General features: G+C 71.9%; 14 protein-coding genes. 6 read left to right on the top strand and 8 right to left on the bottom strand.

Translation table 11 applies throughout. The annotated features are described in order from the left end of the window. Window positions 1-80 precede the first annotated feature (80 nt). Window positions 81-665 carry an FABP family protein gene (locus AB0K51_RS28685; protein ID WP_363460064.1) on the bottom strand — a complete coding sequence of 195 codons (585 nt, stop codon included), beginning with the start codon at window positions 663-665 and terminating at the stop codon, window positions 81-83. 243 nt (window positions 666-908) lie between these two features. Here AB0K51_RS28685 and AB0K51_RS28680 point away from each other — a divergent pair, with 243 nt between their 5' ends. After that, complete coding sequence (locus tag AB0K51_RS28680; RefSeq protein WP_363460063.1) at window positions 909-1,271, top strand: DsrE family protein; 363 nt, start codon at window positions 909-911, stop codon at window positions 1,269-1,271. A 7-nt stretch (window positions 1,272-1,278) separates the two neighbouring features. On the opposite strand, the gene AB0K51_RS28675 is transcribed toward AB0K51_RS28680, so the two are convergent. From AB0K51_RS28675 to AB0K51_RS28655, 5 genes are all read right to left on the bottom strand, one after another. Beyond that, window positions 1,279-1,596, bottom strand: a complete 318-nt coding sequence (locus AB0K51_RS28675; RefSeq protein WP_363460062.1) for a DUF3099 domain-containing protein — start codon at window positions 1,594-1,596, stop codon at window positions 1,279-1,281. A gap of 74 nt (window positions 1,597-1,670) precedes the next feature. After that, window positions 1,671-1,961 (bottom strand): DUF1416 domain-containing protein, encoded by a 291-nt coding sequence (locus AB0K51_RS28670; RefSeq protein ID WP_363460061.1) that lies wholly within the window; start codon window positions 1,959-1,961, stop codon window positions 1,671-1,673. Window positions 1,962-2,000: 39 nt separating this feature from the next. Further along, a complete protein-coding gene (locus AB0K51_RS28665; RefSeq protein ID WP_363460059.1) occupies window positions 2,001-2,834 on the bottom strand; it encodes a sulfurtransferase in 834 nt (277 codons plus the stop codon). Between the two features lie 522 nt (window positions 2,835-3,356). Next, window positions 3,357-4,028: a DUF2993 domain-containing protein gene (locus tag AB0K51_RS28660; RefSeq protein ID WP_363460058.1), complete on the bottom strand. Its 672-nt coding sequence runs from the start codon at window positions 4,026-4,028 to the stop codon at window positions 3,357-3,359. Window positions 4,029-4,145: 117 nt separating this feature from the next. Further along, window positions 4,146-4,391, bottom strand: a complete 246-nt coding sequence (locus AB0K51_RS28655) for a MoaD/ThiS family protein (RefSeq protein WP_363460094.1) — start codon at window positions 4,389-4,391, stop codon at window positions 4,146-4,148. Between the two features lie 656 nt (window positions 4,392-5,047). Here AB0K51_RS28655 and AB0K51_RS28650 point away from each other — a divergent pair. From AB0K51_RS28650 to AB0K51_RS28630, 5 genes are all read left to right on the top strand, one after another. Next, a complete protein-coding gene (locus AB0K51_RS28650; RefSeq protein WP_363460056.1) occupies window positions 5,048-5,779 on the top strand; it encodes a response regulator transcription factor in 732 nt (243 codons plus the stop codon). Between the two features lie 115 nt (window positions 5,780-5,894). Then, the gene (locus AB0K51_RS28645; protein WP_363460055.1) at window positions 5,895-6,947 is read left to right on the top strand and encodes a LacI family DNA-binding transcriptional regulator; all 1,053 of its coding nucleotides are present in this window, start codon (window positions 5,895-5,897) and stop codon (window positions 6,945-6,947) included. An 89-nt stretch (window positions 6,948-7,036) separates the two neighbouring features. Further along, window positions 7,037-8,128, top strand: a complete 1,092-nt coding sequence (locus AB0K51_RS28640) for a trypsin-like peptidase domain-containing protein (RefSeq protein ID WP_363460054.1) — start codon at window positions 7,037-7,039, stop codon at window positions 8,126-8,128. 89 nt (window positions 8,129-8,217) lie between these two features. After that, window positions 8,218-8,991 carry a response regulator transcription factor gene (locus AB0K51_RS28635; RefSeq protein ID WP_363460053.1) on the top strand — a complete coding sequence of 258 codons (774 nt, stop codon included), beginning with the start codon at window positions 8,218-8,220 and terminating at the stop codon, window positions 8,989-8,991. Further along, window positions 8,988-10,454 (top strand): HAMP domain-containing sensor histidine kinase, encoded by a 1,467-nt coding sequence (locus AB0K51_RS28630; protein ID WP_363460052.1) that lies wholly within the window; start codon window positions 8,988-8,990, stop codon window positions 10,452-10,454. Before AB0K51_RS28635 ends, AB0K51_RS28630 begins: the two co-directional genes overlap by 4 nt. Window positions 10,455-10,522: 68 nt before the next feature. On the opposite strand, the gene AB0K51_RS28625 is transcribed toward AB0K51_RS28630, so the two are convergent. Together AB0K51_RS28625 and AB0K51_RS28620 are read right to left on the bottom strand one after the other, a co-directional pair. Then, window positions 10,523-12,256 carry a bifunctional metallophosphatase/5'-nucleotidase gene (locus AB0K51_RS28625; protein ID WP_363460092.1) on the bottom strand — a complete coding sequence of 578 codons (1,734 nt, stop codon included), beginning with the start codon at window positions 12,254-12,256 and terminating at the stop codon, window positions 10,523-10,525. A gap of 221 nt (window positions 12,257-12,477) precedes the next feature. Continuing rightward, entirely contained in the window at window positions 12,478-13,824 is a 1,347-nt protein-coding gene (locus AB0K51_RS28620) for an ATP-binding protein (protein ID WP_363460051.1), read from the bottom strand. Window positions 13,825-13,837 lie beyond the last annotated feature (13 nt).

Here is a 13,837-nt window from a genome sequence, read left to right as displayed (position 1 = left end):
CCCTGCCCGGTTCGACGTCGTGCCGACAAGTGTAGGGACCGACCGACCGGTCGGCCCCCACCCGAAGGTCCCTGCTGCGCTCAGCGGAAGAAGGCGATGCCGTCGTCCGGGAGGTCGTTGACGTCCTTGATCAGCTGCGCCGGGTTGAGCACCTTCTTCAGCTGACCCGACATGTACGGCCGCAGCGGCACCTCGGGGGCGGCCTTCTCGCCGACCCACAGCAGCTCGTCCTTGACCAGGCCGTAGAGCCGCTTGCCGCCGCTGTACGGGGCCGCGCCCTCGATCCGGGCGACCGCGTCGGTGGCCAGGTCGATCTGCGGCTTGCCGTCGTGCAGCTTGCCGTACCAGATCTCCACGGTGCCGTCGTCGCGGACCGAGGAGACCTCGATCTCGCGCTCACCGCTGGTGCCGTGCTGGTTGCTGGTCACCCGCCAGAAGGCGTGCTCCATCTCCAGCGGGCGGACCTTCTCGCCCTGCTCGTCCAGCACCCAGGTGCGGGAGCGGAACTCGAGGAACGGCCGGCCGTCGTGGCGGAAGACGATCTCCTGGCCGAAGTTGCACTTCTCCGCACCGGGGAAGTCGTGGACGCCCGCGCCCTCCCAGGTGCCGAGGAGGAAGGCGAGCGGGACGACGTCCTGGTGGAGGTCGGAAGGAATCTCGATCATGGTCCTGGCTGCTGTCGTCGGGCGGTTACCGGATCAACCGTACGGCAGTGTCAGCGCTGGCCCTGGTAGAGCTTCATGACGGAGAAGATGGCGAACCAGGTGATCAGCACGGCCATCAGAGCCAGCAGGCTGTCGAAGGCGATCTCAAGACCGGACACGGGGCGCTCCCATTGGCGGCGTCGACGGGGTGTGACTACGCGGTGGAGTCTATCCGGCGGCCCCCGCGCCCGTAGTCTCTGGGGCATGTCGAAGAAGCTGGTCATCAAGGTCACCGCCGGGGCGGACGCGCCGGAGCGCTGCTCGCAGGCGTTCACGGTGGCGTCGGTCGCCGTCGCCAGCGGCGTCGAGGTCTCGCTCTGGCTCACCGGCGAATCCGCGTGGTTCGCGCTGCCGGGCCGGGCCGCCGAGTTCGAACTGCCGCACTCCGCGCCGCTGCCCGACCTGCTGGAGGCGATCCTCGCGGCGGGCACCGTGACGCTGTGCACCCAGTGCGCGGCGCGCCGCGACATCGGCCAGGCGGACGTCATCGACGGGGTGCGGATCGCCGGCGCGCAGGTCTTCCTCTCCGAGGTGATGGCGGACGAGGCCAAGGCGCTGGTGTACTGACGGCCAGTCAGCCCCATCCGCCGTCCCGCTCGTCGTCCCGGTCGGGCCGCCCGCGGTCCGGTCCCTCCCGGTCCGGGCGGTCGCGGTCGTGGCCGGGCTGCTCCCAGCGGGGGTCGTCCCAGCGCGGGTCGTTCCACCAGTCGTCGTCCCGGTCCCGCCGGTTGGCCAGGATCGCGGCCAGCGGCGGGATCACCATGGCGACCACGCACAGCCCGATCGCCGCGCCCACCGAGAAGAAGCGCACCACTCCCCACGCGAGGACGAACAGCCCCAGGCAGACGCCCATCATCACGAAGTACCGCACATGCCGCCGGTGTGCCTGCACCCCTCCAGCGTATGCCGCGGGGCCCCGGCCGTGGAGACGGCCGGGGCCCCGGTGGCACTGCGGGTCGCCGCGGATCAGACCGCGATCGCGACCTCGGTGAACTCGCCCTGGGTGGCGACCACCTGGCGGTCCACGGTGGCGCCGGGCACCAGGGCCCGCAGGGTCCACTTGCCCGGGCGGGCGAAGAACCGGAACTGCCCGGTCGCCGAGGTGGGCACCTCGGCCGTGAACTCGCCGTTCTCGTCCAGGAGCCGCACGTAGCCGTTGACCGGCTCGTCGCCCCGGGTCACGGACCCCTGAATGATCGTCTCGTTCGCCACGTCAACTCCTGCCAGGTCCGGGCCGCCGGCCTTCGCACCGCACATGTCTGTCTTCCTCTTCCCTTGCTTAGCGCGAGCCGGGGCTCAGTTGCCGAGCTCGATCGGCACGCCGACCAGGCTGCCGTACTCGGTCCAGGAGCCGTCGTAGTTCTTGACGTTCTGCTGGCCGAGCAGCTCGTGCAGGACGAACCAGGTGAGCGCGGAGCGCTCGCCGATCCGGCAGTAGGCGATGGTGTCGACCGCCAGGTCCACGCCCTCGGCCTGGTAGAGCGCCGTCAGCTCCTCGTCGCTCTTGAAGGTGCCGTCGTCGTTGGCGTTCTTCGCCCACGGGATGTTCTTCGCGCTCGGCACGTGGCCCGGGCGCTGCGACTGCTCCTGCGGGAGGTGCGCCGGGGCGAGCAGCTTGCCGGAGAACTCGTCGGGCGAGCGGACGTCGACCAGGTTCAGGGTGCCGATCGCGTTCACCACGTCGTCGCGGAAGGCGCGGATCGAGGAGTCGGCCGGCTGCGCGGTGTACTGGGTCGCGGCACGCTCGGGCTGCTCGACGACCAGCTCGCGGGAGTCCAGCTCCCACTTCTTGCGGCCGCCGTCCAGCAGGCGGACGTCGCCGTGGCCGTACAGCTTGAAGTACCAGTAGGCGTAGGAGGCGAACCAGTTGTTGTTGCCGCCGTACAGCACCACGGTGTCGTCGTTGGCGATGCCCTTGGCGGACAGCAGCGCCTCGAAGCCGGCCTGGTCGATGAAGTCGCGGCGGACCGGGTCCTGGAGGTCCTTCTTCCAGTCGATCCGGACCGCGTTGCGGATGTGGTTCTTGTCGTAGGCGGCGGTGTCTTCGTCGACCTCGACGATGACGACCTTCGGCTCGTCCAGGCGGGCCTGGACCCAGTCGGCGTCGACCAGGACGTCGCTGCGGCTCATGGGGTGTTCTCCATCCGGGGGCGGTTGGCGGAAGGGGCTGTGGGTACTGCGGGGATTCGGGGAGGCGCCCGGACCCGCCCGTCCGCACGCCTGTCCGCATGGTGGGACGGCATGGGATACGGCTGGGCCGGGGGTGAATCAGAGGTGTGATCGCGTCGCGTCCGACGTACCGGTGCGGCTGAGACCCGCTCCAGCGGGCGGACACGCGGGCACTACCGGTCGGAATTGTCCGGTCAGCGCATGCGACAGAGGCAGCTCGACACGCGGCAGTGGTCTACCGCCCGCCGCTTCGTGAGGTCCGCCTGTCGCTTCATGACGACGATGCTAGGGACTCCGCGACCCCGCTGTCATCAGCGTGTCGAATAGTGAGACCCGATCATCCGGATACTGGGATTCGGCCGCTTTCCGTCGTAGGCCGATCGGGCCGCCGCCCGTACGGGGACCGGCCGAGCGGGCTCGCGGGGCCGTTTCGGCGGCGGCGATGGACAGGCCGTCTCGCCAAGCGGACGGCCGTCCGGCGGGTCAGCTGCCGAGCCGGGTGCCCTTGGAGAGGGCGAACTCCAGCCGCACTCCGTCCGGCTGCGGGCTCGCCGCGGAGAGCGTCAGGCCGCTCGGCAGGCCGGTCAGCTGGAGTCGCTGCGGCTTCAGTCTGTCCTGTGCGACGCCCTTCAACAGGGAGGCCATGCCGGTGAGTTGGAGGTTGTCCACGACCACGGCGTTGTTCTCGGCGTGCAGGTCGCCCTCGATCGCGCCGCCGGGCATCGCGGCCTTCACCTTGCCCGGCCCGCCGTACTCCAGGCCGAGCAGCTGGCCGCCGCTTACGAACTTCGCCAGGTCGGCGTAGCTGACCAGGCCCCGGGCGCCGCCGCTGCCGACCGTGACGCTGCGGTAGGAGTCGGAGAACTTCACCCCGGACAGCTCGGCCTGGAACGAGTGCACGGTGACCCGCTCCCGGCCGTCGGTGACGGTCATCCCATCCGAGCTGAGCCGCACCTTGTCGAGCTCGCCGGCCACCGCGTGGGTGAGGAAGGGGACGTCGTCGATGGTCACCTCCGGCTTGGTGGTCATCCAGCCGGAGGAGACCACCGCGTCCGCGGCCTGGTCCTCGGCCACCCCGACGGCCAGCCGGTCCGCGCCGACCAGCAGCGCGCCCACCACCCCGAGACCGATCAGCAGCTTCACCGCGCCACGCATCGCACTCTCCCCTGAGCCTTCCGGTGCCGGAGCCCTGACTGTCCGCAGATAGGACGATCGCACGCATGTGCCGGTTCCGGTGGCCGAGTTGACGGACGCCTTCACCGCGGCGGCGGATCAGCCCCCGGCGAACGGGGGCAGCACCTCCACCGAGCCGCCCGCGGTGAGGGCCACCGCGGCGTGGTCCCGGGCGCCCACCGGATCGCCGTCGACCAGGAACGAACTCATCGTCAGCACCCGCAGCAGCTCCGGCCGTCCGGTGTGCGCGGCGCGCACGGCGGCCAGCGCCTCGGCCAGCGTGCCGGCCAGGTACGGCTCCTCGGCCACCCCGGCGGCGGACTTGGCGGCAGCCCAGTAGCGGATCGTCCCGCTCACCCGCGCGGGTGACTGCGGCGCGGTACGGGCATCGGCGGTCGCGGTCACGGCAACCCCTCTCGTCGTCCTCGCCCGGTACGGCGGCCGGCCCGGTGCCGGCCGGCCCACCCGAAACAGGTGTACACGTACGGTGCGGCCGGTGCGGCCCCCATCATCGCCCGCGCCCCCCACCCCGAGGCAAACATCCCAGGCCGCGGCGGGCGCGCGGGGTGCCGCATCTCACGCCCCCGAAACGGCGTACCGACTCACGCGCCCCGCCCGCGCCTCTCCCTAAGCCGCGGCCGGTCGGCTATTCTCGATCCTCAAGAGGGATCCGGGCAGAGTCGCCCCCGGGTCCTTTTGTGCTTTCAGGACGCCAGTACGGACGTTCTTGCGAATCGGTGCCCCACCCGCACCGGAGCGCCGGAACGCCCCCGCCGCCGGCCGCACGACGAGGTGTCGGCCCGGCGGGACAGACCGGAGGGTACGCCGATGGGCGAGGCAGTAGCGGTGGACCCGGGGTTGCGGGACCCCGGGTCGGACACCGCCGCCGCCGCGCCCACCGACGCCCCCGCCGGAGCTGCGGCGCTCCCACCACCCTGCCCCGCGGCCGCCGTCCGGACGACGGCCGTGACCGCGACGACCCGGAAAGGGGACTACCGGGTATGAGTTCTCTGCTCCTGCTGACCAACGCGCTGCAACCCTCCGCCGAAGTGCTGCCCGCTCTCGGCCTGCTCCTGCACAGCGTCCGGGTGGCCCCCGCCGAGGGGTCCGCCCTGGTCGACACCCCCAGCGCCGACGTGATCCTGGTCGACGGCCGCCGTGACCTGCCGCAGATCCGCAGCCTGTGCCAACTGCTGCGCTCCACCGGCATCGGCTGCCCGCTGATCCTGGTGGTCACCGAGGGCGGCCTGGCCGCCGTCACCGCCGAGTGGGGCATCGACGACGTCCTGCTCGACACCGCCGGCCCGGCCGAGGTCGAGGCCCGGCTGCGGCTCGCCACCGGCCGGCTCCAGGTGGCCAGCGACGACAGCCCGATGGAGATCCGCAACGGCGACCTGTCGGTCGACGAGGCCACCTACTCCGCCAAGCTCAAGGGCCGCGTCCTCGACCTCACCTTCAAGGAGTTCGAGCTGCTGAAGTACCTCGCCCAGCACCCGGGCCGGGTCTTCACCCGCGCCCAGCTGCTCCAGGAGGTGTGGGGCTACGACTACTTCGGCGGCACCCGCACCGTGGACGTCCACGTGCGACGGCTGCGGGCCAAGCTCGGCGTCGAGAACGAGCAGCTGATCGGCACCGTCCGCAACGTCGGCTACCGGTTCGTGGTGCCGGAGAAGGGCGACAAGGGCGAGCGCGCGGCCGACCAGCCGCGGGCCGGGATGACGCAGGACCGCTGATTCGGAGCCGGGCGGGGTGCCGCCCGCCCGGCTTGACCGGATCGGCCCGAATTGCCGCACCACCCGGGGTGTCACCCCCGCTCCGAGCGTCAGGCCACCCGCGTAGACTCCCTCCGTGGCCAAGGTGACGCGCGACGATGTAGCCCGACTGGCTGGGACCTCGACCGCGGTCGTCAGCTATGTGATCAACAACGGACCCCGGCCGGTCGCCCCGGCCACCCGGGAAAAAGTGCTGGCCGCGATCGAGCAGCTCGGCTACCGGCCGAACAGCGTCGCCCAGGCGATGGCCTCGCGGCGCACCAACCTGGTCGGCATGGTCGTCCCGGACGCCCGGCAGCCGTTCTTCGCCGAGATGGCGCACGCCGTGGAACGTGCCGCCTCCGAGCGCGGCAAGCTCGTGCTGATCGGCAACTCCGACTACGTGGACGACCGCGAGGTGCACTACGTCCGCGCCTTCCTGGGCATGCGGGTCTCCGGCCTGATCCTGGTCAGCCAGGGCCCCTCGCAGCGCGCCGCCGAGGAGTTCGCCGCCATGGAGGGCGCCAAGGTGGTGCTGCTGCACCGCCGCCCCGAGGCGATCGACGACGTCGCGGTGGTCACCGACGACGTGGGCGGCTCCGAGCTGGCGGTCCGTCACCTGCTGGAGGTGCACGGGCACCCGTACGTGGTCTGCTTCGGCGGCCCGGTGGAGTCGCCCGCCCCCGGCGACCCGGTGATCGACCACGTGGCCGGCTGGGAGCTCGCGATGTCCGCGCACGGCCTGCCGACCGAGCCGCACCTGGTGGACGCCCCGTTCCACCGCTACGGCGCCTACCAGGTCGCCCTGGAGCTGCTCTCCTCCGACCGGCGCCCGCCGGCCATCTTCTGCTCCACCGACGACCAGGCGATCGGCGTGCTGCGGGCCGCCCGCGAGCTGGGCCTGCGGGTCGGGCACGACCTCGCGGTGGCCGGCTTCGACGACATCCCCGAGGCGGCCTTCGCCGACCCGCCGCTGACCACCGTCGCCTCCGACCGGGACGCGATGGCCCGGGCCGCCGTCGACCTGGTGCTGGACGACTCGCTGATGGTGCCCGGCAGCGACACCGAACGGGTCCGCCAGTTCCCGTCCCGGCTGGTCGTGCGGCGTTCCTGCGGCTGCACCGGAGACGGCCCGCCGTCTCCGGCCTGACCAGGCTTTATGAGAACCTGACAGGCTTCTCGGAGAGCTCATACCGCCCTCTCATCGCACGTTCATGAAGCGGGCGGAACTTGGTCGTCATGAGCGACCAGCACCGCAGCACCCACGAAGCCCACCAGGACGGCGGCGCGGGCTGGCCCCCGCCGCAGCCGCCCGTCCACCCGTACCTGCCGCCCGCGCCCGAACCGGCCGGCGCCCTCCCCGCGGCCTTCGCCGACCCGGCGTCCGCCGCGGAGCAGCCGCCCGGCGCCTCCGAGCAGCCCCCCACCGGCCACCGCGGCCGCCGCACCCTGCTGAAGAGCCGCCTCGCCCTGGTCACCACCGTGGCCGCCGCGGCCGCGCTGCTCGGCGGCGTCACCGGCGGCGTGCTCGCCGAGGCCAAGAGCGGCTCCAGCAGCGCCTCCAGCACCCTGGTGCGCCCGGTGTCGGCCAACTCCGACGGAACCGCCAACGTCTCGGCGATCGCCGCCGCGCTCTCCCCGTCCGTCGTGCAGATCACCGTGAAGACCTCCTCCGGCACCGCGACCGGCACCGGCGTGGTCCTCACCGCGGACGGCCAGATCCTCACCAACTACCACGTCATCGCAGGCGCGGTGACGGGCGGTCAGATGACCGTGGCCTTCCAGAACGGAAAGACCGCGTCGGCCACCGTGACCGGCACCGACAAGTCCCTGGACACCGCCGTGATCACCGCCTCCGGGGTCAGCGGCCTCACCCCCGCCGTGCTCGGCTCCTCCTCCGCGGTCGCGGTCGGCGACTCGGTGGTGGCCATCGGCAACCCGGAGGGCCTGACCGGCACCGTCACCTCCGGGATCATCTCCGCCAAGGACCGCAAGGTCTCCGTCCAGGTGGACGAGGGCACCACCAGCGGCAACGGCGGCTTCGGCTTCCCCAACCTGCCCGGCAGCCGCGGCTCCGGCACCGCGTCCGGCTCCGACACCGCCACCTACCAGGCGCTGCAGACCGACGCCGCGCTCAACCCCGGCAACTCCGGCGGCCCGCTGATCAACGCCTCCGGCCAGGTGATCGGCCTCAACTCGGCGATGTACTCGGCCAGCGGCTCCACCTCCACCGGCAGCTCCGACGCCGGCAGCGTCGGCCTCGGCTTCGCCATCCCGATCGACTCCGTCAAGCAGGTGCTCCCGCAGATGCAGGCCGGCAGGACCCTGTAGGCACGGCAAGCCCCGCAGTACCCCGCCGAATCCGTCCGCCGGACGGAGAATGGCCTCGACCGCACCGGACTCAGAAAGGGCCCGCGCCGATGACTCCCCCCGCCGACGACCGCACTCCCGCCGAGGCCCAGGGCGCCGGCGCCCGCGTCCTCGTGGTCGACGACGAGCCCGCACTGCGCGACGCTCTGGAATCCAGCCTCGCCTTCGAGGGCTACCAGGTCACCACCGCCACCGACGGCTTCGAGGCCCTCACCGCGGTCGAGCGCGAGCACCCCGACCTGGTGCTGCTGGACATCATGATGCCGCGGATGGACGGCCTCACCGCGGTCCGCCGGATGCGCTCGCGCGGCGACTCCGTCCCGGTGCTGATGCTCACCGCCCGCGACGCGGTCGGCGACCGGGTCACCGGCCTGGACGTCGGCGCCGACGACTACCTCGCCAAGCCCTTCGAGCTCGACGAGCTGCTCGCCCGGGTCCGCGCCCTGCTGCGCCGCAACGCGCTGGCCACCGAGGCCGCCGCGCGCACCGCCGCCGACGAGGACGGCGGCGAGGTGCTGGCCTTCGCCGACCTGCGGATGAACACCGCCACCCGCGAGGTCACCCGGGCGGGCAAGCCGATCGAACTCACCCGCACCGAGTTCATGCTGCTGGAGATGTTCCTCGCCCACCCGCGCCAGGTGCTGACCCGCGAGCAGATCCTCAAGGCGGTCTGGGGCTTCGACTTCGAGCCGTCCTCCAACTCCCTCGACGTCTACGTGATGTACCTGCGCCGCAAGACCGAGCAGGGCGGCATGCCCCGCATCATCCAGACCGTCCGCGGCGTCGGCTACGCGCTGCGCACCGCGACCGGCGCGGCGGCGTGAAGCTCCTGCGCCGGCTCACCGGCTGGTTCCGCAGCCGATCGCTGCGCAGCCGGCTGGCCATGCTCACCGCCGCCGCCGTCGCCGTCGCCATCGCGGTGGTGTCGATCGCCAGTTGGCTGCTGGTACGCGAGAAGCTCTACCAGGAGGTGCACGACAGCCTCGACCAGGCGCCCAGGACGGGTCCGCTCGGGCCCGCCCGCAACCCCGCACTGTACTGCGGCAGCACCACCGCCGGGGCCCTGGCCACCGTGCCCGCCGGGGCCTTCGGCGACCGTTTCGGCCCACAGAAGTACGACTTCCAGATCCTGCTGAACGACGGCACCGTCTGCTTCCTCGGCGACGCCAGCCGGGGCATCAACGTGGTGGCGAGCGACCTTCCGCCGAGCACCGACAGCAAGCACGTGGCCTACCGCGACGGCAGCTACCTGAACGGCGACTCGGCCCTGGTGCGCCAGACCAACACCACGGTGCGGGTGCAGGGCGTCGAGCAGACCGCCGTGCTGCTCACCGCGCTGCCCACCGGCGGAATGCAGAACTCGCTCAACAGCCTCGCGCTGCTGATGGCCGGTGTCGCCGGGCTCGGGGTGATCGGGGCGGGGGTGGCCGGGCGGGTGGTGGCGCGGTCGGCGCTCAAGCCGGTCGACCAGCTGACCGACGCGGTGGAGCACATCGCGCGGACGGAGGAGGTCGGCACCACGATCCCGGTGCACGGGAGCGACGAGATCGCCCGGCTGTCGACCTCGTTCAACTCGATGTCGACCGCGCTGGCGAACTCGCGCGAGCGGCAGACCCGGCTGATCGCCGACGCCGGGCACGAGCTGCGCACCCCGCTGACCTCGCTGCGCACCAACGTCGACCTGCTGATCCGCTCCGACGCGCAGGGCCGGGCGCTGCCGCCGGAGACCAGGGCCCGGATGCTGGGCAACATGAAGGCGCAGATGCAGGAGCTGACGGTGCTGATCGGCGACCTGCTGCAGCTGTCCCGGCCGGACACCCCGAACCCGGAGGCGGTGCGCACCGTGGTGCCGTTCCACGAGACGGTGGAGCGGGCGCTGGAGCGCGGACGGCTGCGCGGCCCGGGCCTGGTCTTCGCCACCGACGTGCGTCCCTGGTACGTGCACGGCGACCCGGCGGCGCTGGAGCGGGCGGTGATCAACCTGCTGGACAACGCGGTGAAGTACTCGCCGCCGGCCGGCACCATCGAGGTGTCGCTGCGGCACGGCCGGCTGACGGTGCGGGACCACGGCCCGGGCATCCCGGCGGAGGAGCTGCCGTACGTCTTCGACCGGTTCTGGCGCTCCCCGTCGTCCCGTCAGCTGCCGGGCTCCGGGCTGGGGTTGTCGATCGTGGCGCAGACCGTCCAGGACTCCGGCGGCCAGGTCTCGCTCGGCCCGGCCACCGACGGCGGCCCGGGCGCCCAGGCGGTCCTGGTGCTGCCGGGGCAGCCGGGCGCCGTGCAGTGAAGTGAGGCCGGGGACGCCGGAGGGCGGGGCGCCGTGCGGCGCCCCGCCCTCCGGGTGGTGACGGTGCGTCAGTCGACGTCGGTGCCGTTGCCGAGGACCTTGATCCGGGTCTGGGCCGGGACGGTCAGCGGGCTGGTGACCGAGCTGTGGCTGCCGAGGTAGGCGGTGAACAGGTCCAGGTCGGAGGCGCCGACCAGCTTGTTCGTGCCCGCGGCGAAGGCCGGGAAGCCGTCGCCGCCGCCCGCCAGGAACTCGTTGGCGGCGACCCGGTAGGAGGCGGCCGGGTCGATCGCGGCGCCGTTCAGCTTGATCGAGTCGACGACCACGCGGGCCGCGCCGGTCTTGCTCATGTCGAGCGTGTAGGCCAGGTTGGCGGAGGGCTGCAGGATCTTCGGGGCGGCGTCGTTGAGGCCGCTGACCTGCTGCTGGAGCAGCTGCACCAGCTGGGCGCCGGTGAGCGTCTTGACCTGCATCATGTTGGTGAACGGCTGGACGGTGAACGCCTCGCCGTAGGTCACCACGCCGTCGCCCTCACTGCCGCTGGCCTTGAAGACCAGGTCGGAGCGGATGCCGCCGGGGTTCATGAAGGCGACCTGCGCGCCGCCCTTGTCGGCCGGGGCCAGGCCGGCCAGCTGGGCGTCGGCGATGACGTCGCCGAGCGGCTTCTCCAGCGCGGTGGAGCCGCGGCCGTTGATGTCGGCGGAGATGTAGCCGACCGCGCGGTTGGCGATCGGCGCGGAGAGCGTGCGGTAGTGGTCGATCAGCTGGGTCATGTCCGGGGCCTTGTCCACGGTGCGGCGCACCACGTGGTTGGCGGCGGTGACCGACGGGCGGACGATGGTGCCGTTGTGCTTGTCCAGCTTGAGGTCGATCTCGGTGTAGAGCCGGCCGAAGGAGGCGGCACTGGTGACCGAGCGCGGGACGCCGTTCGGGTCCGGGATCATGCACGCGTAGGCGTTGTGGGTGTGGCCGGTGACGATCGCGCCGACCGCGGGGTCGATCCGCTTGGCGATGTCCACGATCGGGCCGGAGATGCCGGAGCCGCCCGCGCCGCAGTCGTAGTTGTAGACGTTGCTGGCCGGGTAGCCGCCCTCGTGGATCAGCGCGACCACCGAGTTGACGCCCTGGTGCTTCAGCTCGGCGGTGTACTTGTTGATCGTCTCGACCTCGTTGGCGAACTTGAGGCCCTTGACGCCCTCGGCGGTGACGATGTTCGGGGTGCCCTCCAGGGTCACGCCGATGAAGCCGACCTTCACGCCGTGGACGTTCTTCACCCAGTACGGCTTGAGCAGCGGCTTGCCGGTCTTCTCGCTGGTCACGTTGGCCGACAGGTAGCGGAAGTCGGCGCCCTCGAACTCGCGGCCCTCCTCGTAGCAGCCGTCGACCGGGTGGCAGCCGCCCTTCTGCATGCGCAGCAGCTCGGCCGAGCCCTCGTCGAACTCGTGGTTGCCCACCGAGCTGACGTCGAGGCCGATCTTGTTCATCGCCTCGATGGTCGGCTCGTCGTGGAACAGGCCGGAGATCAGCGGGCTGGCGCCGATGATGTCGCCGGCCGCCACCGTGACGCTGTTGCGGTGGCCCTCGCGGGCCTGGCGCAGCGCGGTGGCCAGGTACTCGACGCCGCCGGCCGGGGTGGCGACGGTCTTGCCGGTGGCCGGGTCGATCTCGTTGATGTTGCCGGAGGAGCCGGCCGGGGGCTCCAGGTTGCCGTGCAGGTCGTTGATGGCGAGGAGCTGGAGGTCCTCGTAGGCCGGCTTGTCGTGGCCGTGGCCGTGCGCCTCGGCGGTGGCCGGGAGGGCCATCGTGCCGAACAGGGCGGCGGCAGCGGCGACCGCGAGCGCGGTCCTGCGGCGGCCGGTGGAACCGGAAATGGGCATGGCTGTCCCCTGCACCGTCGGGGGCCGCGGCAGAAGGCGGCCTGGCGTTGTCTGGAGGCAGCTTAGGGTCAACGCGCGTAGCTGTCAGGAACTCCGGGGTAAAGGACGGGCGTCCACCGGCTGACGGACGCCTCTCCGACGGCCCGTCAGATCCTCGGCTGGGCGGCCAGTTGCTGGTCGGCCCGCTCCCGCTCGGCGACCGCGTCCTCGGTCATCGCGCGGTCGGTGTACACCAGCGGGCGCTCGGTCTCGGTGATGATGTGCTTGACCACCTGCACGTTGCCGTTGACGTCCCACACCGCGATGCCCGGCGACAGCGTCGGGATGATCTCCACCGCCCAGCGCGGCAGGCCCAGCACCCGGCCGGTGGACCTCGCCTCCTCGGCCTTCTGCATGTAGATGGTGCGGGTGGAGGCCATCTTCAGGATCGCCGACGCCTCCTTCGCCGCCGCCCCGTCCACCACGTCCGACAGGTGGTGCACCACCGCCACGAACGACAGGCCCAGCCGGCGCCCGAACTTCAGCAGCCGCTGGAACAGCTGCGCCACGAACGGGCTGTTGATGATGTGCCAGGCCTCCTCGACCAGGAAGATCCGCTTCACCCGGTCCGGCCGCAGCCAGGTGTGCTCCAGCCACACCCCGACGATCGCCATCAGGATCGGCATCGCGATCGAGTTGCGGTCGATGTGCGAGAGGTCGAAGACGATCAGCGGCGCGTCCAGGTCGATGCCGGCCGTGGTCGGGCCGTCGAACATCCCGCGCAGGTCGCCGTCGACCAGCCGGTCCAGCACCAGCGCCACGTCCAGGCCCCAGGACTGCACCTCGCCGACCTCCACGCCCAGCGACTCCACCGCCGACAGGTCGGGGCTGCGCAGCGTGTCGATGATGTCGTTCAGCACCGGCTGACGGTCCTTCACCGTGCCGTGCACGTACGCGTGCGCGGCCTTCAGCGCGAAGCCGGCCCGCTCCTCCAGCGGGCGGCCCATCGCCACCTCGATGATGGTGCGCAGCAGCGACAGCTGCCCGGTGGTGGTGATCGCCGGGTCCAGCGGGTTGAGCTTCACCCCGCCGTCCCGGGCCGCCATCGGGTCCAGCCGGATCGACTTTATGCCCAGCGCGTTCGCGATCAGGTTCCACTCGCCGACGCCGTCCTCGCCCTGCGCGTCCAGCACCACGACCTGCCGGTCGCGGAACCTCAACTGCCGCAGCACGTACGTCTTCTCCAGCGCCGACTTGCCGTTGCCGGACTCCCCCAGCACCAACCAGTGCGGGGCCGGCAGCTGCTGGCCGTACAGCTGGAACGGGTCGTAGACGTAGCCCTTGCCGCTGTACACCTCGCGGCCGATGATCACCCCGGAGTCGCCCAGGCCCGGCGCCGCGGTCGGCAGGTAGACCGCCTGCGCCTGCCCGCTGGAGGTGCGCACCGGCAACCGGGTGGTCTCCACCCGGCCGAACAGGGTGCTGGTGAAGGAATCGGTGAGCTTGCCGAGCATCGACGGGCCTCCG

The sequence above is a fragment of the Kitasatospora sp. NPDC049285 genome, from assembly GCF_040678815.1.
Taxonomy (GTDB): Bacteria; Actinomycetota; Actinomycetes; order Streptomycetales; family Streptomycetaceae; genus Kitasatospora.
Note: the sequence above shows the minus strand (reverse complement) of the source record. Positions and strands in the feature narration are given on the sequence as shown.

Coding starts and splice junctions, on each gene's coding strand:
- AB0K51_RS28685 (WP_363460064.1), bottom strand. CDS start 665: ATGATCGAGATTCCTTCCGACCTCCACCAGGACGTCGTCCCGCTCGCC.
- AB0K51_RS28680 (WP_363460063.1), top strand. CDS start 909: ATGTCGAAGAAGCTGGTCATCAAGGTCACCGCCGGGGCGGACGCGCCG.
- AB0K51_RS28670 (WP_363460061.1), bottom strand. CDS start 1,961: ATGTGCGGTGCGAAGGCCGGCGGCCCGGACCTGGCAGGAGTTGACGTG.
- AB0K51_RS28665 (WP_363460059.1), bottom strand. CDS start 2,834: ATGAGCCGCAGCGACGTCCTGGTCGACGCCGACTGGGTCCAGGCCCGC.
- AB0K51_RS28660 (WP_363460058.1), bottom strand. CDS start 4,028: ATGCGTGGCGCGGTGAAGCTGCTGATCGGTCTCGGGGTGGTGGGCGCG.
- AB0K51_RS28650 (WP_363460056.1), top strand. CDS start 5,048: ATGAGTTCTCTGCTCCTGCTGACCAACGCGCTGCAACCCTCCGCCGAA.
- AB0K51_RS28640 (WP_363460054.1), top strand. CDS start 7,037: ATGAGCGACCAGCACCGCAGCACCCACGAAGCCCACCAGGACGGCGGC.
- AB0K51_RS28635 (WP_363460053.1), top strand. CDS start 8,218: ATGACTCCCCCCGCCGACGACCGCACTCCCGCCGAGGCCCAGGGCGCC.
- AB0K51_RS28625 (WP_363460092.1), bottom strand. CDS start 12,256: ATGGCCCTCCCGGCCACCGCCGAGGCGCACGGCCACGGCCACGACAAG.
- AB0K51_RS28620 (WP_363460051.1), bottom strand. CDS start 13,824: ATGCTCGGCAAGCTCACCGATTCCTTCACCAGCACCCTGTTCGGCCGG.